Annotated in this window: 22 protein-coding genes and 1 pseudogene; 12 read left to right on the top strand and 11 right to left on the bottom strand. The window is 70.3% G+C overall.

Annotated elements, in window-relative coordinates:
• Positions 1-282 carry a winged helix-turn-helix domain-containing protein gene (locus ABNG04_RS00615; protein WP_371159140.1) on the top strand — a complete coding sequence of 94 codons (282 nt, stop codon included), beginning with the start codon at positions 1-3 and terminating at the stop codon, positions 280-282.
• Entirely contained in the window at positions 279-578 is a 300-nt protein-coding gene (locus ABNG04_RS00610) for a DUF8036 family membrane protein (protein ID WP_371159139.1), read from the top strand. The genes ABNG04_RS00615 and ABNG04_RS00610 overlap by 4 nt, the downstream gene beginning before the upstream one ends.
• A gap of 78 nt (positions 579-656) precedes the next feature.
• On the opposite strand, the gene recJ is transcribed toward ABNG04_RS00610, so the two are convergent.
• The gene (gene recJ / locus ABNG04_RS00605; protein ID WP_371159137.1) at positions 657-2,075 is read right to left on the bottom strand and encodes a RecJ family nuclease; all 1,419 of its coding nucleotides are present in this window, start codon (positions 2,073-2,075) and stop codon (positions 657-659) included.
• 118 nt (positions 2,076-2,193) lie between these two features.
• Between recJ and ABNG04_RS00600 the strand changes: the two genes are divergently transcribed.
• From ABNG04_RS00600 to ABNG04_RS00590, 3 genes are all read left to right on the top strand, one after another.
• The gene (locus ABNG04_RS00600; protein WP_371159135.1) at positions 2,194-3,525 is read left to right on the top strand and encodes an O-acetylhomoserine aminocarboxypropyltransferase/cysteine synthase family protein; all 1,332 of its coding nucleotides are present in this window, start codon (positions 2,194-2,196) and stop codon (positions 3,523-3,525) included.
• Positions 3,522-4,820: a homoserine O-acetyltransferase MetX gene (metX, locus tag ABNG04_RS00595; protein WP_371159133.1), complete on the top strand. Its 1,299-nt coding sequence runs from the start codon at positions 3,522-3,524 to the stop codon at positions 4,818-4,820. Before ABNG04_RS00600 ends, metX begins: the two co-directional genes overlap by 4 nt.
• A 158-nt stretch (positions 4,821-4,978) precedes the next feature.
• On the top strand, positions 4,979-6,631 hold the full coding sequence (locus tag ABNG04_RS00590; protein WP_371159131.1) for a long-chain fatty acid--CoA ligase: 1,653 nt from the start codon (positions 4,979-4,981) through the stop codon (positions 6,629-6,631).
• Positions 6,632-6,702: 71 nt separating this feature from the next.
• Here ABNG04_RS00590 and ABNG04_RS00585 read toward each other — a convergent pair whose 3' ends face one another.
• Positions 6,703-7,146: a DUF5807 family protein gene (locus ABNG04_RS00585; protein ID WP_371159129.1), complete on the bottom strand. Its 444-nt coding sequence runs from the start codon at positions 7,144-7,146 to the stop codon at positions 6,703-6,705.
• Positions 7,147-7,462: 316 nt separating this feature from the next.
• Here ABNG04_RS00585 and ABNG04_RS00580 point away from each other — a divergent pair, with 316 nt between their 5' ends.
• Positions 7,463-9,943 carry a DEAD/DEAH box helicase gene (locus ABNG04_RS00580; RefSeq protein ID WP_371159127.1) on the top strand — a complete coding sequence of 827 codons (2,481 nt, stop codon included), beginning with the start codon at positions 7,463-7,465 and terminating at the stop codon, positions 9,941-9,943.
• A 45-nt stretch (positions 9,944-9,988) separates the two neighbouring features.
• A complete protein-coding gene (locus ABNG04_RS00575) occupies positions 9,989-10,213 on the top strand; it encodes a DUF7557 family protein (RefSeq protein WP_371159125.1) in 225 nt (74 codons plus the stop codon).
• Positions 10,214-10,222: 9 nt separating this feature from the next.
• On the opposite strand, the gene ABNG04_RS00570 is transcribed toward ABNG04_RS00575, so the two are convergent.
• Positions 10,223-11,359: a molybdopterin-dependent oxidoreductase gene (locus ABNG04_RS00570; protein ID WP_371159123.1), complete on the bottom strand. Its 1,137-nt coding sequence runs from the start codon at positions 11,357-11,359 to the stop codon at positions 10,223-10,225.
• Positions 11,360-11,391: 32 nt separating this feature from the next.
• Positions 11,392-12,219: an MBL fold metallo-hydrolase gene (locus ABNG04_RS00565; RefSeq protein ID WP_371159122.1), complete on the bottom strand. Its 828-nt coding sequence runs from the start codon at positions 12,217-12,219 to the stop codon at positions 11,392-11,394.
• Between the two features lie 128 nt (positions 12,220-12,347).
• On the opposite strand from ABNG04_RS00565, the gene ABNG04_RS00560 reads away from it, so the two are divergent.
• On the top strand, positions 12,348-13,391 hold the full coding sequence (locus ABNG04_RS00560; protein ID WP_371159120.1) for a succinylglutamate desuccinylase/aspartoacylase family protein: 1,044 nt from the start codon (positions 12,348-12,350) through the stop codon (positions 13,389-13,391).
• Between the two features lie 31 nt (positions 13,392-13,422).
• Here ABNG04_RS00560 and ABNG04_RS00555 read toward each other — a convergent pair whose 3' ends face one another.
• The 5 genes and pseudogenes from ABNG04_RS00555 to ABNG04_RS00535 all read right to left on the bottom strand — a co-directional run bounded on the left by ABNG04_RS00555 (position 13,423) and on the right by ABNG04_RS00535 (position 19,369).
• Complete coding sequence (locus ABNG04_RS00555) at positions 13,423-13,908, bottom strand: Tfx family DNA-binding protein (RefSeq protein ID WP_371159118.1); 486 nt, start codon at positions 13,906-13,908, stop codon at positions 13,423-13,425.
• Positions 13,909-14,044: 136 nt separating this feature from the next.
• Positions 14,045-14,524, bottom strand: a complete 480-nt coding sequence (locus ABNG04_RS00550; protein ID WP_371159117.1) for a TRAM domain-containing protein — start codon at positions 14,522-14,524, stop codon at positions 14,045-14,047.
• Between the two features lie 159 nt (positions 14,525-14,683).
• Positions 14,684-15,031, bottom strand: coding sequence for a hypothetical protein (locus ABNG04_RS00545; RefSeq protein WP_371159115.1), 348 nt, complete (start codon positions 15,029-15,031; stop codon positions 14,684-14,686).
• A gap of 278 nt (positions 15,032-15,309) precedes the next feature.
• A pseudogene (locus ABNG04_RS00540) lies at positions 15,310-17,373 on the bottom strand (PAS domain-containing protein); the annotation flags it as partial.
• A 136-nt stretch (positions 17,374-17,509) separates the two neighbouring features.
• Positions 17,510-19,369: an acetyl-CoA carboxylase biotin carboxylase subunit gene (locus ABNG04_RS00535; protein WP_371159113.1), complete on the bottom strand. Its 1,860-nt coding sequence runs from the start codon at positions 19,367-19,369 to the stop codon at positions 17,510-17,512.
• Between the two features lie 86 nt (positions 19,370-19,455).
• On the opposite strand from ABNG04_RS00535, the gene ABNG04_RS00530 reads away from it, so the two are divergent.
• Positions 19,456-19,707, top strand: coding sequence for a DUF7987 family protein (locus ABNG04_RS00530; RefSeq protein ID WP_371159111.1), 252 nt, complete (start codon positions 19,456-19,458; stop codon positions 19,705-19,707).
• Positions 19,708-19,929: 222 nt separating this feature from the next.
• Here ABNG04_RS00530 and ABNG04_RS00525 read toward each other — a convergent pair whose 3' ends face one another.
• Entirely contained in the window at positions 19,930-20,253 is a 324-nt protein-coding gene (locus ABNG04_RS00525) for a DUF8022 family protein (RefSeq protein WP_371159109.1), read from the bottom strand.
• Entirely contained in the window at positions 20,253-21,797 is a 1,545-nt protein-coding gene (locus ABNG04_RS00520; RefSeq protein ID WP_371159108.1) for an acyl-CoA carboxylase subunit beta, read from the bottom strand. Before ABNG04_RS00520 ends, ABNG04_RS00525 begins: the two co-directional genes overlap by 1 nt.
• 283 nt (positions 21,798-22,080) lie before the next feature.
• Between ABNG04_RS00520 and ABNG04_RS00515 the strand changes: the two genes are divergently transcribed.
• From ABNG04_RS00515 to rpl12p, 3 genes are read left to right on the top strand one after another with little or no spacing between them, the layout of a single operon-like run.
• Positions 22,081-22,719: a 50S ribosomal protein L1 gene (locus ABNG04_RS00515; RefSeq protein ID WP_371159106.1), complete on the top strand. Its 639-nt coding sequence runs from the start codon at positions 22,081-22,083 to the stop codon at positions 22,717-22,719.
• Positions 22,716-23,759: a 50S ribosomal protein L10 gene (locus ABNG04_RS00510; protein ID WP_371159104.1), complete on the top strand. Its 1,044-nt coding sequence runs from the start codon at positions 22,716-22,718 to the stop codon at positions 23,757-23,759. The genes ABNG04_RS00515 and ABNG04_RS00510 overlap by 4 nt, the downstream gene beginning before the upstream one ends.
• 16 nt (positions 23,760-23,775) lie before the next feature.
• The gene (gene rpl12p / locus ABNG04_RS00505; protein ID WP_371159102.1) at positions 23,776-24,120 is read left to right on the top strand and encodes a 50S ribosomal protein P1; all 345 of its coding nucleotides are present in this window, start codon (positions 23,776-23,778) and stop codon (positions 24,118-24,120) included.
• Positions 24,121-24,187: the final 67 nt, after the last annotated feature.

The raw sequence follows: 24,187 nt of genomic DNA, 5'->3' as shown, positions 1-24,187 counted from the left end.
ATGGAGAAGGCCCTGTGGTACCTGTTCGTCGCGAGCCGCGGTGGCGCAAACAGGGTCCGGATCGTTCGGCGGCTCCGCGACCGCCCCCGGAACGCGAACGAGCTCGCGGAGGCACTGGACGTCGACTACAACACGATCACACACCACCTCGACATGCTCAAAGACCACGACGTCGTCGAGCCGAGCGACCACGACTACGGGAAGCTGTACTTCCTGACCGATCGCTTCGAGCACCACGCGGAGACGTTCGAAGAGATCACCGCGGAGGTGGACGCGGAATGAACCCCGCGTCGCCGACCGGGGTCGCCGTGCTGATCGCGGTCGTCAACAGCGCGCTGCTTGCGGTGCTGGCGACGATATGGCTCCGCAACTACCGCGAGTTCGGGTCGACGCTGCTGCTCGGGCTGGTCGGGTTCAGCGGCGTGCTCCTGATCGAGAACCTCGTCTCGATCGGCTTCTTTTTCGCGGGCATGCGGACGCTGTACGCGATGGATCCGCTCGTGGGGCGGGTGGTCCTCGCGATGAGCGTGCTGGAGCTGCTCGCGGTGTCGCTGCTGACCTACGCGACGGTCAACTGACGAGGCGGCCGGGCGATGACAGGAACGGCGGTGCGGGTGCCGGGGCGGCCGCGCCGGCGCGAGCGGGACCGCGGCGGCTCACGAGAGCTGGTCGCCGACGACCCGATCGGCCGCGGCGAGGAACGCGTCGCGCTCGTCGAGCGGGATGGTCGCGCCCGCGGCCACGTCGTGGCCGCCGCCGTCGCCCCCGACCGAGCGGCTCGCCTCGCGCATCACCGCGGAGAGGTCGAGCCCCTGCCGAACGAGGGCGTGCGAGCCGCGCGAGGACACCTTCAGTTCCTCGGCGCTCTCCTCGGCGAAGGCGATCACCGGCTTCGAGCGGTCGACCGCGGGCGAGCCCACCGCCATCCCCGCGACGATGCCGACGATGGTCTCGCGGATGCGCGACCCCGCGTCGAACCACTGGAGGTTCTCCTCGTGGGTGACGCCCTCCGACTTGACCCACTGGAGCCCCTCGGAGAGGTTCTTGCGGTGGGTGCGGAGGAGCCGCCGGGCCTCCGCGAGCGCGTCCCCGCGGTCGCCGAGACACACCGCGAGGCCGACGTCGCCGCGCTCGTAGCGTGCGGTGGCGTTGAGCAGCGTGGAGAACTCGCTGACGTCGCGCAGCTCGGTGCCCGGCTCCTCGTCGACGAGGGTGTAGGCGGTGCCGACGAGCGACTCGATCCGGTCGGCCGGGACGCCGGAGGCGACCGCGCGGCGCATCAGCGCGGAGGCGAGCCGCTGCCGCTCCTCGGCGTCGAGGTCGACCCAGCGCCGCCACTCGCCGTCGCGTTTCGCGTCGACATCGACGTCCGCGAGAAAGGAGATGGCTCCCGCCTCGTCGTTCGTGATCCCCGGGATGCGGACGTCGGAGGCGTACTCCAGGAACTTCGGGAGGGGGCGGGTCTGTCTGCCGTATAAATCGAGGTCGGTCCGCGCGTCGAGCACGCCCGCGTCGACCCCGTCGGCGACGATCGACTCGTTCGCGCCGACGAGGCCGTCCGTCGAGTCCTGCATGTCGCCGACCGCCCCGACGACGGCGAGCCCGGCGAGGTCGCGGTTGTCGCCGTCGGGGCCCTCTAGCGCGCGGGCGAGGAGGTAGCTCGCGCCGGCGCCCGACAGCTCGCTCGCGCCGTCGATCCCCTCGAGCAGCGGGTTGAGGTGGTAGCGCGTGTCGCTGTCGGCGGGCTGGTGATGGTCGGCGATGACGGGGACGAAGTCGCCCCGGGTCTCGTGGTCGGCGATGACGTCGAGCTGGCCGGAGCCGAAGTCGGTGAAACAGACGACGTCGAACTCGCGGGCGGCGATCCCGGCGATCGAGTCGGCGTTCAGCTGCTTCTCGAAGACGACCTCGTGGTCGATGCCGGCCCGGGCGAACGCGGTGGACGCGATCGCGGCGCTCGTGATCCCGTCGGCGTCGATGTGGGAGGCGAGCAGCACCCGGTCGGCCTCGCGCAGGCGGTCGGCACAGTCGGTCGCGCGGGCGGCGAGGTCGGGAACGGGGGCGGCGACTGCCATTACCACCGTATGGCCCCCGATCGGGCATAAACGCACGCTTCGCGGGAGCGACCCCGAAGGGGGCATCAATTGCCGTAACTGACGGTTATAGACGTACGTAGACGTATGAGCAACAAACATGACACGTGGGTTTTCAACCCGGAGTCTCCACGCCGGCGGCGAGCCCGACGCGGCCACCGGCGCCCGGGCCACGCCGATTCACCAGACCACGTCGTACGTCTTCGACGACGCGGACACGGCGGCGGAGCAGTACGCGCTCCGGGCGGAGGGCCACATCTACTCGCGGCTCTCGAACCCGACGGTGAACGTCTTAGAGGACCGGCTGGCCGACCTCTCCGGGGGATCGGACGCGGTCGCGACGGGGTCGGGGATGGCCGCGTTCGACGCGATAACCACCGTCCTCGCGAGCGCGGGCGACAACGTCGTCGCCAGCTCCGAGATGTACGGCGGGACGGCCGCGTACCTCTCTAGCATCGCGGACCGCCGCGGGATCGAGACCCGGCTGGTCGAGACGCTCGATTACGAGGCGTACGCCGGCGCGATCGACGGCGACACCGCGTTCGTCCACGTCGAGACGATCGCGAACCCCTCGCTCGTCACGCCCGACTTCGAACGGCTGGCCGCGATCGCCCACGAGCACGCGGTGCCACTTGTCGTCGATAACACGTTCGCGACGCCGTACTGCTGTCGCCCGTTCGAACACGGCGCCGACATCGTCTGGGAGTCGACGACGAAGTGGATCACGGGCAACGGCACCACCGTCGGCGGCGTCGTGGTCGACGGCGGCCAGTTCCCGTGGGACCACCCGGACGCCGACTACGCCGAGTTGGACGGCGAGTCGCCAGCGTTCCCGATCGACTTCGTCGAGCAGTTCGGCGACGCCGCGTTCGCCAACGTCGCCCGCCAGCGCGGGGTGCGGCCGACCGGCGGCCAGCAGTCCCCCTTCGACGCGTGGCAGACGATCCAGGGGCTGAACACGCTCCCGCTACGGATGGAGCGCCACTGCGAGAACGCGCGGCGGGTGGCCGAGTTCCTCCGCGACGACGACCGCGTGGACTGGGTGAGCTACCCTGGGTTCGAGGACCACGAGAGTCACGACAACGCCGCCGAGTACCTCGACGGCTTCGGCGGGATGGTCACGTTCGGCGTCGACGGCGGCTACGAGGCCGCGAAGACCTTCTGCGAGTCGGTCGACCTGACGAGCTTCCTCGCGAACATCGGCGACGCAAAGACGCTCGTCATCCACCCGGCCTCGACCACCCACGCGCAGATGGACGAGACCCAACAGCGGCTCGCGGGCGTCTACCCCGAGATGCTTCGGCTGTCGGTGGGGATCGAAGACGTCGACGACGTGATCGCCGACCTCGACGCGGGACTGGCCGCGGGCGAGCGCGCCGCGGCGGGCCGGAGCGGGGAGGAGCGAGCCGCGGACGAAGAGGCGGGCCGATGAGCGCCGTCCCGACCGACCACGGCGTCGCCTCGCTCGGGGAGTTCACCTTCGAGTGCGGGCAGTCGGTCCCCGACTTCGAGGTCGCCTACGAGACCCACGGCGAGTTCGACGGCGACAACGTCGTGCTGGTCTGCCACGCGCTCACCGGGAGCCAGAACGTCGCGCGCTCCCCCGAGCCGGAGCGGGAGCCGGAGACCACCGGGGCCGGGCAGGCGGGGCAGGCCCGCGCGTGGTGGGACGACGTCGTCGGCCCGGGGAAGGCGATCGACACGACGGAGTACTACGTCGTCTGCGCGAACGTCCCCGGCTCCTGCTACGGGACGACCGGCCCGGCCAGCGAGCGGCCCGCGGACCTCGACCTCCGCGAGGAGCCCGACCACGACCGGTGGGGGACCGCCTTCCCGCCGGTCCAAGTCGAGGACTGGGCGCGCGCGCAGCGCCGGCTGCTCGACCACCTCGGGGTGGGACGGCTCCGGGCGGTCGTCGGCGGGAGCGTCGGGGGGATGAACGCCTTAGAGTGGGCGAAGCGCTACCCCGACGACGTCGACCGCGTGGTGGCCATCGCGACCGCCGGCCGCCTCGACGCGCAGTGCCTCGCGCTCGACGCGGTCGCGCGGCGCTCGATCCGGGCGGACGCGGACTGGAACGGCGGCGACTACTACGGCGAGGACCGGCCAGCCCCGACCGAGGGGCTCGCTATCGCCCGGCAGATCGGGCACATCATGTACCTCTCGAAGGCGTCGATGGAGCGCAAGTTCGGGCGGCGGTCGGCCGGCCGCGACTCGCTCACCCGCGAGGACGGTGACCTCGGGCTGCCGCCGGAGCCGACGGCCGGGTTCTTCCCGTACCGCGAAGTGGAGTCGTATCTCGACTACCAGGCGGAGGGGTTCGGCGACCGGTTCGACGCGAACAGCTACCTCTACCTGACGCGCGCGATGGACGAGTACGACCTCGCCGCCGGGCACGGCACCGACGCCGACGCCCTCGCCGCCTTCGAGGGCGAGACGCTGCTGATGAGCTTCACCGCCGACTGGCACTTCACCGTCGAGCAGTCGGCGTCGCTGGGCGACGCGTTCCGCGAGGCCGGGGTGCCGGTCGCCCACCACGTGGTCGACTCCGACCACGGCCACGACGCGTTCCTCGTCGAGCCGGAGCACGTCGGCCCGCCGGTCCGGGACTTCATCGCCGACGGTGTCGACGGCCGCGCCGTCTCCGACGAGGACGGCGACGACGGCGGCGACCCGCGGTCCGACTCCGACCACGCGCCCGTCCACGCGAGCCTGTTTCGGGGCTGAGCGCCCGCGTCGGTCGCCACTTCGGATCTCCTCGCCCGTGCCGACGAGTCCGGAGAGCGATGCGGGCGCGTTTCGATCGCCGGTGGTAGCGGTAGCGTCACACAATCACGATCAATCATGATAACGTTCATAGTTCCCGACCTCGTGGTGTGTGAGGTATGCCAGGCGGACACGCTCAGACCCTGCGACCGTTCATGTGGCGCGCGGAACGACTGTACCCGGACACTGAGATCGTCTCGCGGACCCACGAGGGGCGGACGCGGCACACGTACGCCGAGTACGCCGACCGCACCGCGCGGCTCGCGAACGCCTTAGACGACCACGGGATCGAGCGCGGCGACCGCGTCGCGACGTTCTGTTGGAACCACACGCGCCACTTCGAGACGTACTTCGGCGTCCCGAACACGGGCGCGCAGCTCCACACGATCAACCCGCTGCTTCCCGACGAGCACATCCAGTACATCGTCGACGACGCCGACGACGAGATCATCTTCGTCGACCCGTCGCTCGCGGAGAAGATCGCGGGTGCCGCGGAGGGAGCGGAGGAGTTCGACGGCGTCGACTTCGTCGCGATGGGCTCCGAGGGGATCGACGCGCTCGACGCGCCCGCCTACGAGGAGTTCATCGCGGACCACTCGACTGAGTACGACTGGCCCGACCTCGACGGCGACCAGCCCGCCGGCCTCTGTTACACCTCCGGCACGACGGGGAAGCCGAAAGGCGTCGAGTACACCCAGTCGATGCTGTGGAGCCACACGATGGCCTCACAGACGCCGCAGGGGATCCCGATGGAGGACTCCGACGTGGTCATGCCGGTCGTCCCCATGTTCCACGTCAACGCGTGGGGGATGCCGTTCACCGCGGCCGCCGCGGGCGCGAAACACGTCTACCCCGGGCCGTCGCCGGACCCCGCGGACCTCGCGGCGCTGATCGAAGAGGAGGGCGTGACCATCTCCGCGGGCGTGCCGACGGTGTGGCTCGGGCTCCGCGAGTACATCGAGGGGGGTAACGAGGTCGACCTCTCGACGCTCGACACCGTGATCATCGGCGGCGCGGCCGCGCCGCAGGCGCTGATCGAGTGGTACGACGAGCGCGACGTCGAGGTGCTCCACGCGTGGGGGATGACGGAGCTGTCGCCGATCGGCACCGTCTCGCATCTCACGGACGACCTGCGCGACGCCGACTACGAGACGCAGGTGAACAAGCGCTCGAAGCAGGGGCTCGTCGCCCCCGGCCTGGAGTTCGAGGTCATCGACGAGGACGGCGAGGAGATCCCGTGGGACGGCGAGGCGTTCGGCGAGCTCCGCATCCGCGGCCCGTGGGTCACGAAGGAGTACTTCAAGCGCCCAGAGGCCAACGAGGAGGAGTTCGTCGACGGCTGGCTGAAGACCGGCGACGTGGTCACCGTCGACGAGGACGGCTACATGCAGCTCGTCGACCGGACGAAAGACGTGATCAAGTCCGGCGGCGAGTGGATCTCCAGCGTCGAGTTAGAGAACGCGATCATGGCCTACGACGGCGTCAGCGAGGCGGCCGTGGTCGGCGTCCCCCACGAGCGCTGGCAGGAGCGCCCCGTGGCGTTCATCGTCGTCGCCGACGGCGTCGACCGCGACGAGCTCGTCGAGCGAATCGAGACCGGGCTGCGCGAGGAGTACCCCAAGTGGTGGGTCCCAGACGCGGTGGAGTTCATCGACGAGGTACCCAAGACCGCCACCGGGAAGTTCTCGAAAAAGGACCTCCGGGAGCAGTACGGCGACCAGTCGCTCGTCGACGGGGCGGTCCCGGAAGACGACGCGCCGGAACAGGAGTAACGCCGGCGCGAGGGGAGCGCTGGGAGCGTCGCGGCCGCCGACCGCGCAGCGGCCGACCGCAGGGCGATTTTTTACTCGGCGCGGTCGCCGACGACCCACTTGTGCGAGTAGCTCTCACCGCACGTACAGTGGGCGTACGCGTGGACCACGTCGCCCTCGGCGTAGAGGCCGCCGACCTCCTCGTTTTGCGCCTCGGCGAACGCGAAGACGAACTGGATATCGTGGTCGGCGTCCGCGTCCGGGCCGTCCGCGAACGGGCACGCGCCGTCGTCGAGCGAGCGCGCAATCTCGCCCTCCGCGCCCATCGCCGTCTTCGCGAACTCCATCGCACCCATGCCCGTGCCGGCCTGGAACGCGGACCGGCCGGTCTCGCCGTCGAGGATCAGCCGGACGCCGCCGTCGGTCTCCGTGCCGATCTCGCGCAGCCGGGAGTCGTCGTCGAGGTACGCGTCGCTCAGGTAGAAGACCACGTCCTCGAGCCGCTCGCCCGCGAGGAACTCGTCGAGGTTGCTCATGGCGGCCGGAGGCGCGTGAGGGGTAAAAGGCGTGCGTGTCGGGCCGAGCGGCGCCGGACCGTCTCGGGGCCGACCGCGAGGCGGCGATCCGCCGAATCGATGACAGATTATGTAGAATCGGGGCAACTGTTAATACGTATCACGGAGATCCGTCGCGTGATGAGTACGCAGAGCAGATCCGGCGACCGGCTCGCTGAGTGGGCACAGCTGGTCGACGAGGACGTTCCGGAGGAGCTCCGAGAGGAACGCTCCGGCGACAGATAACTTTCACCCCGCTTCGCGAAGGCTTTAGGCCGGCGGCGGCGAAGCACCGCCGATGGCGACCGAGGCCGCCGGGATCGACCGAGACCTGCTCGTCGACGGGTTCCTACAGCGACGCCGCTACCAACTGGAACTCGCGGACGCCGCCGCCGACGAACACACCCTCGTCTGTCTGCCGACCGGCCTCGGCAAGACGACGGTCAGCCTGCTGATCACCGCCGAGCGCCTCCACGAGGCGGGCGGGAAGGCGCTCTTCTTGGCCCCCACGAAACCCCTCGTCCAGCAGCACGCGGACTTCTACCGCGAAGCACTCTCGATCCCGGACGACGAGATCGTCGTCTTCACCGGCGACGTGAGGCCCGACGACCGCGCCGCGCTGTGGGACGACGCCCGCATCGTGATCGCGACCCCGCAGGTCGTCGAGAACGACCTCGTCGGCAACCGGATCTCGCTGCGTACCGTGACCCACCTCACCTTCGACGAGTGCCACCGCGCGACCGGCGACTACGCGTACGTCTACATCGCGGAGCGCTACCACGCCGACGCCGCCGACCCCCTCGTCACGGGGATGTCCGCCTCGCCCGGCGGCGACACCGAGGAGATCGAGACGGTCTGTGAGAACCTCGGGCTGGGCAACGTCGAGGTGATGACCGAGGAGGACGCCGACGTCGACGAGTACACCCACGACACCGATGTCCAGTGGGAGCAAGTCACCTTGCCGGACAAGGTCCTCGACATCCGCGACGCGCTCAACGAGGTGATCACGGACCGACTAGAGAAGCTGAAGCAGCTGGGCGTGACGAACACGACGAACCCCGACCTCTCGCAGAAGGACCTCAACAAGATGCGGGGGCAGCTGAAACAGATGATGGACAACGACCAGTCGGAGGGGTACAAGGGGATGAGTACCCACGCCGAGGTGATGAAGCTCCGGCGCGCGACCGAACTGGTCGAGACGCAGTCCGTCGAGTCCGTGCGGCGCTACTTCGAGCGCCAGCGCGAGGCCGCGCGGTCGTCGGGCGCGTCGAAGGCGAGCCAGCGCATGGTCGCGGACCCGAAGGTGCGCGAGGCGATGCGCAAGGCGGAGTCGTTCGACGGGCTCCACCCGAAGTTCTCGAAGGCCCGCATCCTGCTCGCGGAGACCCTCGGTATCGACGGCGGCGAGCGCGCAATCTTGTTCACCGAGTCCCGCGACACCGCCGAGGCGCTCGTGGAGTTCCTCTCCGCGAGCTTCGACGTGCGGAAGTTCGTCGGGCAGGGCGACAAGGACGGCTCGGACGGGATGACCCAGAAACAACAGCAGGATACCCTCGACGAGTTCAAAGCGGGCGAGTTCGAGGTGCTCGTCTCCACCTCGGTCGCGGAGGAGGGCCTCGACGTGCCGGAAGTCGACCTCGTCTGCTTCTACGAGCCGGTCCCGACCGCGATCCGCTCGATCCAGCGCAAAGGCCGGACCGGTCGACAGGCCGAGGGGAAGGTCGTCGTCCTGATGGCCGAGGACACCCGCGACGAGGCGTTCTTCTGGATCTCGCGGCGGCGCGAGAAGAAGATGGCAAGCCAGCTCGCGGAGTTGAAGCAGGCCACCGACGACATCGAGGAGACGGTCAGCGACGACGGTCAGGCGGGCCTCGACGCGTTCGCCGGCGGGTCGGAGAGCGAGGAGGAATCGGGCGACGAGGAGGCGAGTTCCGCGGGCGAGGTCGACGGCGACGGCGAGGCCGCCGGCGACGCCGGGCTCACCGACTTCGCGGCGGAGTCGCGGAGCGGCGGGGACGACGACGCGGACGAGGGGGACGACGGCGACGACGGTGAGGCGGAGACGGACGCCGACGGCGCGGAGCCGGAGGCCGGCGACGACGGCGTCGTCGCGACCGCGGGCGTCGACGAGGGCGTCGAGGTCGTCGTCGACCAGCGCGAGCTCGACTCCTCGATCGCGAAGGACCTCTCGACGCGCGACGGACTCGTCACGCGGCTGGAGACGCTCGCCGTCGGCGACTACGTCCTCTCGGACCGCGTCGGGGTCGAGCGCAAGTCGGCGGCCGACTTCGTCGACTCGATGCTCGATTCCGACCGGTCGATGTTCGAGCAGGTGGGCGAGCTCTCGCGGGCGTACGCCCGCCCCGTCATGATCGTCGAGGGGACGAACCTCTACGGCCAGCGCGACATCGACCCCAACGCGATCCGCGGCGCGCTCGCGTCGCTCGCGGTCGACTTCGACGTGAGCGTCCTCCGCACCGAGGGCGAGGCCGACACTACGGAGCTGCTGGCGACGATCGCCAAGCGGGAACAGGAGACGCGCGACCGCGAGGTGAGCGTCCACGGCGAGAAGACGACGAAGACCCGCGCGGAACAGCAGGAGTACGTCGTCTCCTCGATCGCCGACATCGGCCCCGTGACCGCGCGGACCCTACTGGAGCACTTCGGTACCGTCGAGGCCGTGATGACCGCGCCCGAGGACGACTTACTGGAGGTCGACGGCGTCGGCCCGGTGACCGCGGAGCGCATCCGCGAGGTCGTCGGGAGCGAGTACGAGTGAGTTCGATCGGCGAAACGGTATTGTGATCGAGTCTAACGTATTCGCATGGCTGAGAGTATTCGTGTCGACGAGGACACGTACGCCGCGCTCGCGTCGTTGAAAAGCGACGACGAGACCTTCGACGACCTGCTAGCGCGGTTGCTCAGCGAACACCACGAGGGCCGTCGGTCTGGGGCCGGTCTCTGGGAAGAGAGCAACGCACCCGAGCGCGTTCTGGAGACGCGTCAGGAACTGAAATCCGGAATCGACATGCGAGATTCGGAACGCTAACTCCGGGACTCACTCGAACCCGCTCACCAGCGTCACGACCCACTGCCCGACGTCGTACTCGGACCGGACCTCCACGCGCGTCACCCACTTCACCCACTGGAAGCCGCGGCGGTCGGGCGCGACCAGCCGCGCCGGCGCGCCGTGCCCGTGGCTCAGCCGCTCGCCGCCGACGTGGGTCGCGAGCAGCGCGTCCTCGGCCTCCGCCAGCGGGAGGCTCCACCGGTAGCCCGTCACGGACGTGAACCGGACGTAGGCCGGGGCGCGGTCGGGCTCTCCGTCGTCAGCCGCGTCGCCGGTTCCCGCGGCGGTCGCCTCGACCCCGCCCGCCGCGTCCAGCAGGTCGCCGACGCGGATCCCGCCCCACTCTTGGACCGTGTACCAGCCGCTCGTACAGTCGAGCAGCGCCTCCGTCTCGTGGCCCGCCGCCAGCTCGTCGGCGGTCACCTCGACGGGGTCGCGCACGAGGCCGTCGACCGCCAGCCGGTAGTCGTCGGGGTCGATCGGGGCGGGGTCGTCCGCGACCCACGAGGTGATCGGGAAGGCGCCGTTGCCGTCACCCTCGCGGGGCTGTGAGCCGGTAAACCGCCGGTCGGCCCCGGCGGTGTCGAGCGCGTCGTTGACTCCCTGCTGGAGCCGGTAGGTCGCGCCGCCGGCCGCGAGCAGCGTGAAGTAGGTGACCGCGGTCCGGCGGCGCTCGAAGTCGACGCGGCGCGGGAGCCGGAACCGGGTGGAGGCGTGCGCGGCCACGAGCGGCACCAAGGCGAGCCCGAAGCCGACGTGGACCGACAGCAGAGTCCAGTACGAGAGCCGCACGTCGAGGCCGAACACCCACGCGGTGCCGGTCGCGAGCGCGCCGACCGCGGCGACGAGCGTCAGGAGGGAGAGCGCGGTCGACCGCCGCCACAGGTTCGGATCGGTGAGCCGGCGGCGGACCCGCGCGAGCTTCCAGGCCAGCAGCGCGACGATGCCGACGCCGAGCGCGCGGTGGAGCCAGAACAGCGGCCACCACTCCGGGACGCCGACGGTGAACGAGACCAGTCCGGTCGCCGTCTCGGCGAGGACGAACGCGAACAGCGACCAGTCGACCGCGCGCGGCGGCGGCTCCAGGCGGTCGAGCGCGGTCCGGAGGCGGTCCGTCGCGGCCATCTACGTCCGGTACGTGCTAGCGAGACAAAAGGCTACAGCTCGTACGTCTCGCCGTCGACGGCGAGCGGCTCCTCGAACGCCTCGTCGGCGGGGTAGTAGTGCCCGAGGTGGACGAGGCGCGTCCGGTCTGGGTCGAGCTCGTCCGCGAGCGCGAGCGCCCCCTCCCGGGTCATGTGCTTCGTGCCGAACGTGCGCGGGACGCCGTCCGGCCCCTCGTGGCGGCCGCCGATCGGGTGGTGTTCGCAGAGCGAGGCGGGGACGATGGCGTCGGCGAGGAGCAGGTCCGCGCCGGCGAGGGCCTCGCGGGAGCGGTCGGGGACGTCGTAGCTGGTGTCGCCGGTGAGCGAGAGCGTCGCGCCGGTCTCCGGGTCCCGGACGACGACCCCGTAACAGACGAGCGGGGGGTGGTCGACGGGGACGAACCGCACCTCGAAGCCGCAGGTCTCGAACGGCTCGAAGGGGTCGCGGGCGTGGACGCCGATCCGGTCCTCGAGGTAGTCGTACTTGCGCCGGATCGTCTCCGCGACGCTCTCGTCGGTCGCGGGGTCGGTCTCCGCGGGCGCGTGGACGGGGAGGCCGTCGACGAGCCGGTAGACGTTCCCCAGCCCGTCGAGGTGGTCGAAGTGGATGTGCGTCACGAGGCCGGCGTCCGGCAGCGGGACGTCGGCCGCGAGGAACTGCTGTCTGAAGTCGGGGCTGAAGTCGACGAGCAGCGACTCGCCGGTGCGCTCGTTGGTGACGTGGACGGAGAAGCGCGACCGCGACACCCCGCGCTCGCGGGCCGCGACGCAGGTGTCGCAGTCGCAGCCGACCGTCGGCGTCCCCGTCGTGTCGCCCGTCCCGAGCAGGGTGACCCGCATGGAACGTCGTGCGCGGGCCACGGCCTTAGCGTCCGCGGTCGTGGCGGTCGGGACCGAGGGGGGTCGCCCCGCGGACGTCCGGGGACACACCCCCGACGTATAACCCCGAGCCGACCCGACCCGCACGCATGTACACCAGTCGCAGCCTCACCCTCGCGCGGCTTCCCTCCGGCGTGCCGATCCGGACGACCGTCCACGCGTACGGCGAGGGCGAACTCGTCGACGGCGACGACGGCCCCGAGCTCGACGCCCCCGACGACGCCCCCGTGATCTACGCGCAGGCGGCCCAGCACGGCCGAGAGGTGAACGGGACCGCGGTCCTCCGGCGGCTCCACGACCGGCTCGTCGGCGACGAGGCGGCGGACGGGGGCGAATCCGGTCCGACGGCCGCCGACCTCGCCGGGACGCTCGTGACGGTGCCGGTCGCCGACCCGCTCACCTTCGACCGCGTCTCGTACACGACGCCGGAGTCGCTCGACTCGCGCCAGCCGAACATGAACCGTTGCTGGCCCGGCGACCCGGAGGGGTCGCTCCACGAGCGGATGGCCGCCCGGCTCTGGGCGTTCGCGAGCGAGGCGGACGCCGTCGTCGACCTCCACACCGGCTCGCCGTCGATGGCGACGCACGCGGTGTACATGCGCGGCGACGAGGACTGTCGCGGGCTCGCGGAGGCGTTCGGCACCGACCTCCTGCTCGCGGAGGCGGCCGGAGACGACGCCGACACCGAGTGGGACGAGCGTGGGTTCGCCGGGAAGTTCCGCGTCGCCGCCACCCGCGAGGGCATCCCGACGATCACGCCCGAGCTCGCCCACAGCCGGGAGGTCGTCCCGGCAGCAGTCGAGACCGGCGTGGCCGGGATGGTCGGCGCGCTGCGATACGAGGGCCTCCTCGACGGCGAGCCCGAGCCGTGGGGCGGCGTCGTCGCGCGGAACCACCTCGGGCGGGTGACCGCGGCCGATTCCGGGCTGTTCGTCCCCGATCCCGACCTCGGCGTCGGCGACCGGGTGACGGACGGCGAGCGCGTCGGCGAGGTGTTCGACCCGACGACGTTCGAGACGCTTCAAATCGCGCGCGTCGACCGCGACGGTATCGCGTACTCCGTCGCGCGTGAGTCGACCGTCACCGCGGGCGCGACGCTCGTCGGCGTCGCGGAGCGGATCGACGGGGAGTGAGAAGCGGCGGAAGCCGGCGCGCGGTGCGAGCCTACGGTCGCCGGACGCGGATCTGTCCGTCGGCGCCGACCGTGACGAACAGCCGGCTGCGGACCTCGCGGCCGTGGACCGCGTCGCCCGCGCGGTCGCCGATCGCTTTCATCAGCTCGGGGGCGGTCTGGTTCACCTTGACGCCCGCCTCGTCGCAGGCGTCGTACACCCGCTTCGGGGCGTCATAGAGGTCGGTTCCAGCCTCGATCTCGACGCGGACCGGCGCGGACAGCGCCTCCGCGAACGCGACCGTCTCGCGGGCGCGCTCGACGTTGTCGCGCGCACTCGCCTCGACACTGGAGACATTGGCGCGGGAGGTGCCGAGCCGGTCGGCGATGTCCGACTGTCGGAGCCCGCGCTCGCGGAGCGCCAACACCTCGGCCTGCCGGCGCGTGAGCACGCTCTTGTCGGCGTCGAACCCGGCCCCTTCGAGGATCGAGTCGGCGTCGACGTCGGCCGGCTCCGGCTGCTCGTCGTCTGCCACCATGTGGGCACCGACGGGCCGGTCGGTCAAAAAACGGCGGTTTCGGGAACGAGCGTCCGTGGAGTCGGTCGGCGGAGAATCGCGCGACGGATCGACGGCGTCCGGACTGTCCGTGGGGCGGGGCTCCCCCGAGACGCCGTTACTTGCCCCAGAAGTTCTCGCGGCTGCCGAGCCGTTCGCGGTCCGGGCGGTCGCGGCGACTGCGCCCCTCGTCGTCCTCCTCCTCGTCGTCTCCCTCAGCCTCGGCGTCCGCGTCGTCGTCGGACTCCTCGGCGTCCGGGTCGTCGGGGAGGCGCTCGATCACGTCTTGGGCCGTCGCGTGACTGGACTTCACGCGGTGGATCTTTACCTCGGCGCGCGCCGGGGGGAGGAGCCCGTCGACGAGGACGATGAACCCGTCGTCGGTGCGGCCAACGCCGGCACCGCTCTCGTGGATGTCGTCGACCTCGACGACGACCGCCTCGCCGGGCTGGACCGGCTGCTGTTTCAGCTCGTAGATCGGCATGTCGTAGTGGTTACACCACTCCGCGCCGCCTTTGTTGCCGTAGTGTTGACACCCCATCCCCTGGATCCGTTCGTCGAAGCTGGGGCAGTCGTCGGCGAGTGGACAGTCCGCCATACCGTAGGGGAGACCGGCCGCTGTTGTAAACGTTTTCGACTCTCAGACCGAAGTTCGGGAAAAACGTCGCCTCACGCGGGCGAACGGCGGCTGTTTCGGTGGGAGGGCTGACGGCGCAAGCGGCGGCGGCAGCGACGCTCGGCGGCGCGGGCGGCGGCCTCAGAGGAACTCCCGGACCTCGGAGTACCACATTTCGTGGTGGTCGACGGCGTCGAGTCCGTCCGCGACGTCGACCGCGATGGCGTGCCAGCAGCGCTCGTCGGGGTCGTCGGCGTCGAGGTTGTACGTCGCGTCCGCGCAGGTACACTCCCCGTCCTCGACCACGTACTCGTCCTCGTGGCCGACGACGACGGTGAAGTCGCGGTAGCGCTTCACGCGCCCCTCGCCGACGGCCTCGATCGCGCGCTGGCCGCGGTCGCCGTGGGCCTCGACGATGGCCGCGGCGATCGGGCCGGTCAGCTCGCCGGCCTCGGCGATCGCCGACCGCCAGTCGTCGACCGGTTCCATATCCTCTCGTTCTCGGGCGGTCGGTTAAACAGCGTCGGTCAGATCGGCCCGACCGACGTCGCGCTCGCCCCGCTCCGACTCGGGTGCGGCCCTACGCGGCCGCGTCGAACTCGAACCGCGCGCCGCCGTCGCTCCCCTCCGCCACGGAGACCGTCCAGCCGCCCGACGGTCACCGCGACGGTCCGCCCGCCGTGTTCGACCGCGTTCCGGAAGAGGTTCTCGAAGAGCTGCGTCAGACGCCCCGGATCGCCGGTAACCGTCGGGACGCCGTCGGCGACCGCGAGCGCCTGGTGTTCGCGCCGCTCCGCCTCCCGCTCCGTCACGTCCTGGAACACGCCGCGAAGCGCCGCGTCGCCGCGCCGCGCGTCTTCGACGTGCTCTCCCCACGCTCGGACGTCGCGCAGCTCGCCGTCCGCCCGCTCGATCCGGAGGTCGAGGTCGTACCGCTCTCTGTCCTCCACCGCGGTCTCGACCGCGTCGGTGATCGTCGCGCGGTCGTCCGGGTGGTAGAACTCGATCGCGTGGTCGATCGACGGCTCGTACCCCGCGTCGACGCCGTGGATCCGGCGCGTCCCGTCCGACCACGTGAGCTCCTCTCGCGACGGGAAGTACTCCCAGACGCCGATGTCCGCGATGTCCTGGACGCGGTCGAAGAGGAACTCCTGGCGCTCCAGTTCGGCGCGGTCTCGCGCCCGGGAGAGCTCGGCGCTCACGAGCTCGGCCAACAGTTCGACGAACGTCTCTTCGAGCGGCCCGAACGGGGCCACCCGCGTCGTCGGGCTCGAGAAGTTGACCGTCCCGTAGCGGGCGTCGTCGACGACGAGCGGCACGCCGATGTACGACTCGAGTCCGAGGTCGCGGTACGCGGGGCGGGTCGCCTTCCCGGCGCCGCCCGCGTCGGCGAACGAGCAGACGGAGTCGGACCCGACCACGTCCGCGCAGTACGTCGTCTCGAGGTCGAACCGGTCGCCGGCCTCGATGTCGGCGTCCGGCGCGTGAACCGCTTCGACGGTGTAGTCGTCGTCGCGGACCCGCGAGACGATACCGATCTCGAGCCCGAGCGTTCGACAGCCGACTCGGAGGAGGTCCCGGAGGCGGGCCGCGGCCGAGATGTCGTTTTTTCCCATGACGGTCTGGAGCTCCCGGAGCGCGTCTCGTTCCCGTTCCAGCTGGCGTTTCACCCCGTTCTGTTCAGTCACGTCGCGGGCGACGACGAGCACCTGATTGGTCGATCGGCGCTGAAACGGCGTCAGCCGAATGTCGAACGTCCGCTGGCCGTCTCCGACGGCGACGTCCAGCTGGAGGTCGGCGTCGTAGAACCCGGCGGTCCCACCGTCGCTCTCCATCTCGTCGAGCGTCAGGTCGACCGTCTCGGAGAACGCGCCGGCGTCCGACTCGCTGACGCGGTCGCCGACGAGGTCGGAGAGCCGCTCCCCCGTGAGGTCCGCCGACCGATCGTCCGACAGCAGTCGGCCCGCGGCCGCGTTTGCGAAGACGACGGACCGGTCCTCGTCGACGACCGTCACCGCGTCGTGGACGTTCTCCAGTACCGCTTCGCTGCGCTCCAGTTCCAGCTCGCGCTCCCGCTCGTCAGTGATCTCCCGCGAGAAGACGGTGAGGCCGTCCTCGTCCGGGAACGCCCGCACTTCGACCCAGTAGTCGAACAGCTCACCGAGTCGCTGTTCGAACGACGCCGGTTCGCCGGTGGCCATCGCCGTGCGATACCGCTCTTCGAGCTCCGTCCCCACGATCCACGGGAACGCCTCCCAGATCGTGTTCCCGACGATGCGCTCCGGGTCGCAGTCGACCCGCTCGGCCATCGTGTCGTTCAGGTACTCCACGCGCCAGTCGTCGTCGACCGCGTAGATCGCGTCGGTGGCGCGTTCGAGCGTCCGCTAGAAGCGGTCCGACAGCCGCTAGGCGGCCGCCTGCTTGCGCGCCGCGTCGACCAGCGTTCGGATCCGCCCGGCGAGCAGTTCGAAGCTGTCCTGGGTCCCGTGGATCGGGATGTAGTCCGACACGCCGGCCTGGGTCGCCTCGCTGGCGACCCGTTCGCTACCCCGCCCGGTAAAGAGGACCGTCGGCAGGTCGGGGCGCTCGGTCTCGACCCGCGAGACGAGGTCGATCCCGGTCCCCTCCGGCAGCGAGTACGAGGTGACGAGGCAGTCGGCGGAGCCCTCGATCGCCCGATCGAGGGCGGCCCGCGCGTCGCCGACGGTCGTCACCGTGACTCGCGGGGCGATTCGTTCGAGTTTCGCCCGGGCCAGTTCGGCGAAGTCGGCGTCGCCGTTCACGTACAGCACGCGAATCCGCTCCGGGTGTTCGTCGCTCGGGTGTTTCATTACGGCCCCTCGGCGGCGCGGTTGTATCAATCGTTCCCACCGATTATTTCCAGTGATAGAGCCACCGAGAGAGCCGTGAGAGACGTGTTCGTCACCGAGGAGGCGCGCGAAGCGACTCGCGGGGATGGGAGTCCGACTACTCCAACACGATCAGCACGTCGCCCATGTCGACGCTGTCGCCCTCGCCGACGTGGACGCCCGCGACGGTGCCGCCGCGCTCGGCGACCACGTCGTTCTCCATCTTCATCGCCTCGAGGACGCAGACCACGTCGCCAGCGGCGACCTCGTCGCCCTCCGCGACGTCGACCGAGAGGATCGTCCCCTGCATCTCCGCGTCGATGGACTCGCCGCCCTCCGCGACATCGACCGAGCCGTCGCCGCCGTCGTCGGTCGCCTGCGGCGGGCGCTCTTGACCGCCGCCGCTCCCGCCACTTTCGGGGACCGGGATCGCGGGCGCGCCGCGCTCCTCAAGCTCCACGTCGAAGCGCTTGCCGTTCACCTCGACGGTGAACTCGCGTTCGGTCACCTCCTCGTCGTCGTCCGCGGCGCCGACCGTCTCGGAGCCCCAGCGCTCCTGCGCGTCGGCGACGAGGTCCCGGTCGAGCTCCTCGTCGAGGTACTTCGTCGTGTGCGTCCCGTCGACGAAGCGCTCGTCGTCGAGCATGAGCCGGTGGAACGGGACGATGGTGACGACGCCGTCGATGTCGTACTCCGCGAGCGCACGCTTCGAGCGCGCGAGGCAGGTCTCGCGGTCGCCGGCACGCACGATCAGCTTGGCGATCATCGAGTCGTAGTCGGTGACCAGCTCGTCGCCCTGCCGGAGCGCGTCGTCGACGCGGACGCCGATCCCGCCCGGCGGGTCGTACGTCTCCAGCGACCCCTCGTTGGCCGGCTGGAACTCGTTGGCGGCGTTCTCGGCGTTGATCCGGAACTCGATGGCGTGGCCCTCCAGCTCGACGTCGCCTTGCGACACCGAGAGGCCCTCGCCGCTGGCGACCCGGAGCTGCTCTTGGACGATGTCGATCCCCGTCAGCTCCTCCGTGACTGTGTGTTCGACTTGGATCCGCGTGTTCACTTCGAGGAAGTAGAACGGCGTGTCGGGGCCGAGCGGTTCGGCCGGGTCGCGGTCGGGGTCCTCCTCGACGAGGAACTCGACCGTCCCGGCATTTGTGTAGTCGGCGGCGGCGACGCCCCGGCGGGCGGCCTCGCCGATCTTCTCGCGCAGCTCGTCGGAGAGCGCGGGCGAGGGGCCCTCCTCGATCACCTTCTGGTGGCGGCGCTGGAGCGAGCAGTCGCGCTCGCCGAGGTGGACCACGTCGCCCTCGGTCACCGACCCGTCCGGGTCGTCCGCGACGATCTGGACCTCCACGTGGCGGGGGGTCTGGAGGTAGCGTTCGAGGTACACCGAGTCGTTCGAGAAGTACGCCTCGCCCTCTCGCTTCGCCGATTCGAGGGCCTCCTCGGCCTCGTCGGCGCTCTCGACGACCTTCATCCCGCGACCGCCGCCGCCGCCCTCGGCCTTGATCGCGACGGGGTAGCCGTACTCGTCGCCGAACTCCGTGACGGCCTCGACGTCGGTCACGGGCTCCGTCGTCCCAGGGACGATGGGCACGTCGGCGTCGTCCATCACGCGACGCGCGTGGGTCTTCTCGCCGAGCCGCTCCATCGCGTCGCTTGCGGGGCCGACCCACGTGATCCCGTCGGCCGCCTCGACGCGGGCCGCGAAGTCGGCGTTCTCGGCGAGGAACCCGTAGCCGGGGTGTATCGCGTCGGCCCCTGCCGACCGCGCCGCCTCGACGACCGCCTCGCCGTCGAGGTACGAGTCCGCCGCGCGGGCGGGCCCGACGTTGTACGCCTCGTCCGCGTACCGGACGTGGCCGCCGTGTTTGTCGGCGTCGCTGTAGACGGCGACGGTGTCGACGCCGAGTTCCTCACAGGCGCGCATCACGCGGACCGCGATCTCGCCGCGGTTCGCCACGAGAACCTTATCGAACATTCCTGTCGGTTCTTCCACCAACTGCTACCAAACTCTGTCGGTCCGTGCCGGGACGATTAAGGGGACCGCGGGTACCACGTTGAGGCATGCTCGACGCGGGAAACCCGTACGTGCTGCCGTCGGTCCTCGTCGGCGCCGCCGTCTACCTCGGGCTGACGGTCGCCACCGACGCATCGCTCCCGATCCGGGTCGGCGCGCTCCTCGCGTTCGTGGCCGTCGTCCCGGTGATCCTCAACCGCCTGCTCGGCGACCGCGGCGGGTCGGCGGGCCTCGCCGACGGCGACGACCCGGCCGGCGCGACCGCGGGCGAGGAGGCCGCCGACGAGGAGACCCGCTGAGCGACCGCGAGAGCGGTTACCATAGGTATATATGTCAGCGAACGAAGCATCGAACGCGCCCTGCGGTGGGGCCGGGTCGACGGTGCGACGGGTCGCCGCCGCGCAGTCGGGGGAATGTACGCGACCGGACGCCCCGGCGTCCGGGGATTCGGTTCGACGTGTCGACCGCCCGATGAGCGGCGAGTCTCGCTCGCGAGCGTCGCCGGCGTCCGCCGCACCGGGTCAGAACCGGTCGCTGCGACCGGCGGCGGTCCACGGGTCCGCGGGCGCGTCGGCGTGGACGCGCACTCGACGGCGGTGGAGTCGATCGATCCGGCCGGCGAGCGCCCAGCGGTCCTCGTCGCGGCCGTCGTCCGCGTCGCCCGCCGCGGCCGCGGCGGCGAGTTCGCCGTCTCGAAGGTGCGCCGCGACCGCGGCGGCGATGGCGGCCGCCTCGTCGTCGCGCGCGTCGTCGGGAATTGAGAGGCCGGCGAGCGCGGCCGCCGGGTCGGCGACCGCCGCGTCGTCGGCCGGTCCCTCGCCGACCGCGTCGTCGTCGACCGCCATCAGATCGGGATGTTGCCGTGCTTCTTCGCGGGTTGGTCCGAACGCTTCCCCTTCAGCATCTTCAAGTCCTCGACGAGGCGGGCGCGCGTCTCCGTCGGCTCGATGACGTCGTCGACGAAGCCGCGGTCCGCGGCGGTGTAGGGGTTCGCGAACTCCTCGCGATACTCGTCGATGAGCTCCTGCCTACGTGCGTCGGGGTCGTCCGCCTTGGCCAGCTCCTCGCGGTAGAGGACGTTGACCGCGCCCTTCGGCCCCATCACCGCGATCTCGGCGGTGGGCCACGCGTAGTTGACGTCGCCGCCGATGTGTTTCGACGACATCACACAGTAGGCGCCGCCGTACGCCTTCCGGGTGATGACGGTGAGCAGCGGGACGGTCGCCTCAGAGAAGGCGTACAGCAGCTTCGCGCCGTGCCGGATGATCCCGTTGTGCTCCTGGTCGGTGCCGGGCATGAAGCCGGGCACGTCCTCGAACGTGACGATGGGGATGTTGAACGCGTCGCAGAAGCGGACGAACCGCGCCCCCTTCTGACTCGACTCGATGTCGAGGGTGCCGGCGTTCACGCGGGGGTTGTTCGCGACGACGCCGACGGAGTGGCCGTCGAGCCGGGCGAAGCCGACGACGATGTTCTTCGCGAAGTTCTCCTGGACCTCGAAGAAGGAGCCCTCGTCGGTGACGCTACCGATGACGTCTTTCATGTCGTACGGCTTCCGGGGGGCGTCGGGGACGATCTCCGCGAGCTCATCGTCGGCGCGTTCGGGGTCGTCCCACGGCTCGACGCGCGGCGGGTCCTCCACGTTGTTCGCGGGGAGGTACGAGAGCAGCCGCGCGATGTCGTCTAAGGCGTCCTCCTCGCTCTCCTCGGCGAAGTGCGCGACGCCCGAGGTCGACGAGTGGGTGACCGCGCCGCCCAGCTCCTCGAAGCTCACCTCCTCGCCGGTGACCGTCTCGATGACGTCCGGCCCGGTGATGAACATGTGCGAGGTGTCCTTCACCATGAAGGTGAAGTCCGTGATGGCGGGCGAGTACACCGCGCCGCCGGCGCACGGCCCCATGATCGCCGAGATCTGGGGGATCACGCCCGACGCCTCCGTGTTGCGCCGGAAGATCTCCGCGAAGCCGCCGAGCGAGGCGACCCCCTCCTGGATCCGCGCGCCCGCGGAGTCGTTGAGGCCGACGACGGGCGCCCCGACGTCCATCGCCTTGTCCATCACCTTACACACCTTCTCGGCGAACACCTCGCCGAGCGACCCGCCGAAGACGGTGAAGTCGTGCGCGAAGACGAACGTCTTCCGACCGTTCACCTCGCCGTAGCCGGTCACCACGCCGTCGCCCGGGATCTGCTTCTCCTCCATCCCGAACGTGTGGTTGCGGTGGGTGCGGAACCGGTCGAACTCGTGGAAGGTCCCGTCGTCGAGGAAGTAGTCGATCCGCTCGCGGGCGGTCATTTTCCCCTTGTCGTGTTGCGACTGGATCCGATCTTCACCGCCGCCCTTTGCCGCCCGCTCGCGGCGCTCGCGGAGGTCTTCGATGCGGTCGTCCATCGTCACGGCGGACCACCCTGCGTCATTACCTCGTGGGTCGGCGAGCGCCGTCAAAAGGGTTCCCCTATGCGACGTTTCGCCGTTCGACGACTGTCGAATCTCGGTCCGGCGGCCCGGCGACGCGGGTATGAGCGCGTGACCGCCGGCGAGCGGCCCTGTCTCGGTTTCACACGGCGGCGAGCGCTTCGACGCTTTTAAACCTCCGATGAACCACTCTCCGATGAGACAGGCTTCGCCTGTTTCACTGACCCGTAGGAGCGACCTGCGTACTACGGAGGTGAAAATGGCAGACACAATACAAGAGGCCGTAACCCTCGCACTCGACGATGCGCCCGAGCGGAACTTCCGCGAGACCGTGGACATCGCGATCAACCTGCGAGATCTCGACCTCAACGATCCGTCGAACCGTATCGACGAGTCCGTCGTGCTGCCGGCTGGAACGGGGCAGGAGACACAGATCGTCGTCTTCGCGGAGGGCGAAACCGCCGTCCGCGCAGAGGACGTCGCTGACGAAGTGCTCGACAGCGACGACCTCGAAGACTTAGGAGACGACGACGACCGCGCAAAGGACCTCGCCGACGAGACCGACTTCTTCGTCGCGGAGGCCAACATCATGCAGGACATCGGTCGGTACCTCGGTACCGTCCTCGGTCCGCGCGGGAAGATGCCTACCCCACTACAGCCGGACGACGACGTCGTCGACACAGTCAACCGGATGAAGAACACGGTGCAGCTCCGGTCGCGCGACCGGCGCACGTTCCACACCCGCGTCGGTGCCGAGGACATGGGTGCGGACGATATCTCGGACAACATCGACGTCATCATCCGGCGGCTCGAAGCGAACCTCGAGAAGGGCCCGCTCAACATCGACGGGATCTACGTGAAGACCACGATGGGTCCCGCCAGGGAGGTGCCCGTATGAGCTCGGTCCGGAAGACCGAGACGATCCCCGAGTGGAAGCGCGAGGAGGTCGACGAGCTCGTCGAGTTCATCGACTCGTACGCGTCCGTCGGGATCGTCGGCGTCGCCGGCATCCCGAGCCGACAGCTCCAGGCCATGCGCCGGGAGCTTCACGGCTCGGCCGGCGTCCGCATGAGCCGCAACACGCTCACGACCCGAGCGCTCGAGGAGGTCGGCGACGGCGTCGAGGCGCTGACGGAGTACGTCAACGGCCAGGTGGCGCTCGTCGGCACCAACGACAACCCGTTCGGCCTCTTCAAACAGCTCGAAGCCTCGAAGACCCCCGCCCCGATCAACGAGGGCGAGGTGGCCCCCAACGACATCGTGATCCCCGAGGGCGACACCGGCGTCGACCCGGGACCGTTCGTCGGCGAGCTCCAGACGGTCGGCGCGTCCGCCCGCATCATGGACGGCTCGATCAAGGTGACCGAGGACTCGACCGTCCTAACGGAGGGCGAGGTCGTCGACAACGACCTCGCGAACGTCCTCGTCGAGCTCGGCATCGAGCCCAAGGAGGTCGGTCTGGACCTGCGGGCCGTCTACTCCGAGGGCGTCCTGTTCGAGCCGGAAGAGCTCGAACTCGACGTCGACGAGTACCAGGCGGACATTCAGTCCGCCGCGGCCGCCGCGCGCAACCTCTCCGTCAACGCCGCGTACCCGACGGCCGCCACCGCCGGCACCCTTCTCGCGAAGGCGTCCGGCGAGGCGAAGTCCGTCGGACTGTTCGCGGAGATCGAGAGTCCGGACGTCGTGCCCGACCTGATCGGGAAGGCCGACGCCCAGCTGCGCGCGCTCGCGGCGCAGATCGACGACGAGGAGGCGCTCCCCGAGGAGCTCCAAGGCGTCGAGGCCGCGCCGGCGACTGAGCCGGCGACCGACGACGCCGACGAGGAGGAACAGGCTGACGAAGAGACGGAAGACGCCGAGGAGGCCGACGCCGACGACGCCGACGACGACGACGGCGACGACGGCGGCGACGGTCTCGGCGCGATGTTCGGATAATACGAGGTACACACCAATGGAATACGTTTACGCTGCGCTCATCCTGAACGAGACTGGCGAAGAGATCAACGAAGACAACGTCACCGGCGTGCTGGAAGCCGCCGGCGTCGACGTCGAGGAGTCCCGCGTCAAGGCGCTCGTCGCCGCGCTGGAGGACGTCGACATCGAGGAGGCCATCGAGACGGCCGCCGCGGCCCCGGCCGCCGGCGCGTCCGCCGGTGGCGCCGCCGACGCCGACGCGGCCGCCGACGAGGCGGACGACGAGGAGGAAGAGGAGGAGGCCGAGGCCGCCGACGAGGCGGACGACGACGACGAGGAGGACGGCGACGGCGGCGAGGGCCTCGGCGAGCTCTTCGGCTAACGCCGGACCGCCCGCGCCCCCAACCGCGTCGACCGACGCTCGACCACGAATTTTTTTCGACCCGCTA

Source organism: Halorubrum miltondacostae (genome assembly GCF_041379815.1).
In the GTDB taxonomy this organism is placed as follows: domain Archaea; phylum Halobacteriota; class Halobacteria; order Halobacteriales; family Haloferacaceae; genus Halorubrum; species Halorubrum miltondacostae.
Note: the sequence above shows the minus strand (reverse complement) of the source record. Positions and strands in the feature narration are given on the sequence as shown.

Coding starts and splice junctions, on each gene's coding strand:
- ABNG04_RS00615 (WP_371159140.1), top strand. CDS start 1: ATGGAGAAGGCCCTGTGGTACCTGTTCGTCGCGAGCCGCGGTGGCGCA.
- ABNG04_RS00610 (WP_371159139.1), top strand. CDS start 279: ATGAACCCCGCGTCGCCGACCGGGGTCGCCGTGCTGATCGCGGTCGTC.
- recJ (WP_371159137.1), bottom strand. CDS start 2,075: ATGGCAGTCGCCGCCCCCGTTCCCGACCTCGCCGCCCGCGCGACCGAC.
- ABNG04_RS00600 (WP_371159135.1), top strand. CDS start 2,194: ATGACACGTGGGTTTTCAACCCGGAGTCTCCACGCCGGCGGCGAGCCC.
- metX (WP_371159133.1), top strand. CDS start 3,522: ATGAGCGCCGTCCCGACCGACCACGGCGTCGCCTCGCTCGGGGAGTTC.
- ABNG04_RS00590 (WP_371159131.1), top strand. CDS start 4,979: ATGCCAGGCGGACACGCTCAGACCCTGCGACCGTTCATGTGGCGCGCG.
- ABNG04_RS00585 (WP_371159129.1), bottom strand. CDS start 7,146: ATGAGCAACCTCGACGAGTTCCTCGCGGGCGAGCGGCTCGAGGACGTG.
- ABNG04_RS00580 (WP_371159127.1), top strand. CDS start 7,463: ATGGCGACCGAGGCCGCCGGGATCGACCGAGACCTGCTCGTCGACGGG.
- ABNG04_RS00575 (WP_371159125.1), top strand. CDS start 9,989: ATGGCTGAGAGTATTCGTGTCGACGAGGACACGTACGCCGCGCTCGCG.
- ABNG04_RS00570 (WP_371159123.1), bottom strand. CDS start 11,359: ATGGCCGCGACGGACCGCCTCCGGACCGCGCTCGACCGCCTGGAGCCG.
- ABNG04_RS00565 (WP_371159122.1), bottom strand. CDS start 12,219: ATGCGGGTCACCCTGCTCGGGACGGGCGACACGACGGGGACGCCGACG.
- ABNG04_RS00560 (WP_371159120.1), top strand. CDS start 12,348: ATGTACACCAGTCGCAGCCTCACCCTCGCGCGGCTTCCCTCCGGCGTG.
- ABNG04_RS00555 (WP_371159118.1), bottom strand. CDS start 13,908: ATGGTGGCAGACGACGAGCAGCCGGAGCCGGCCGACGTCGACGCCGAC.
- ABNG04_RS00550 (WP_371159117.1), bottom strand. CDS start 14,524: ATGGCGGACTGTCCACTCGCCGACGACTGCCCCAGCTTCGACGAACGG.
- ABNG04_RS00545 (WP_371159115.1), bottom strand. CDS start 15,031: ATGGAACCGGTCGACGACTGGCGGTCGGCGATCGCCGAGGCCGGCGAG.
- ABNG04_RS00535 (WP_371159113.1), bottom strand. CDS start 19,369: ATGTTCGATAAGGTTCTCGTGGCGAACCGCGGCGAGATCGCGGTCCGC.
- ABNG04_RS00530 (WP_371159111.1), top strand. CDS start 19,456: ATGCTCGACGCGGGAAACCCGTACGTGCTGCCGTCGGTCCTCGTCGGC.
- ABNG04_RS00525 (WP_371159109.1), bottom strand. CDS start 20,253: ATGGCGGTCGACGACGACGCGGTCGGCGAGGGACCGGCCGACGACGCG.
- ABNG04_RS00520 (WP_371159108.1), bottom strand. CDS start 21,797: ATGGACGACCGCATCGAAGACCTCCGCGAGCGCCGCGAGCGGGCGGCA.
- ABNG04_RS00515 (WP_371159106.1), top strand. CDS start 22,081: ATGGCAGACACAATACAAGAGGCCGTAACCCTCGCACTCGACGATGCG.
- ABNG04_RS00510 (WP_371159104.1), top strand. CDS start 22,716: ATGAGCTCGGTCCGGAAGACCGAGACGATCCCCGAGTGGAAGCGCGAG.
- rpl12p (WP_371159102.1), top strand. CDS start 23,776: ATGGAATACGTTTACGCTGCGCTCATCCTGAACGAGACTGGCGAAGAG.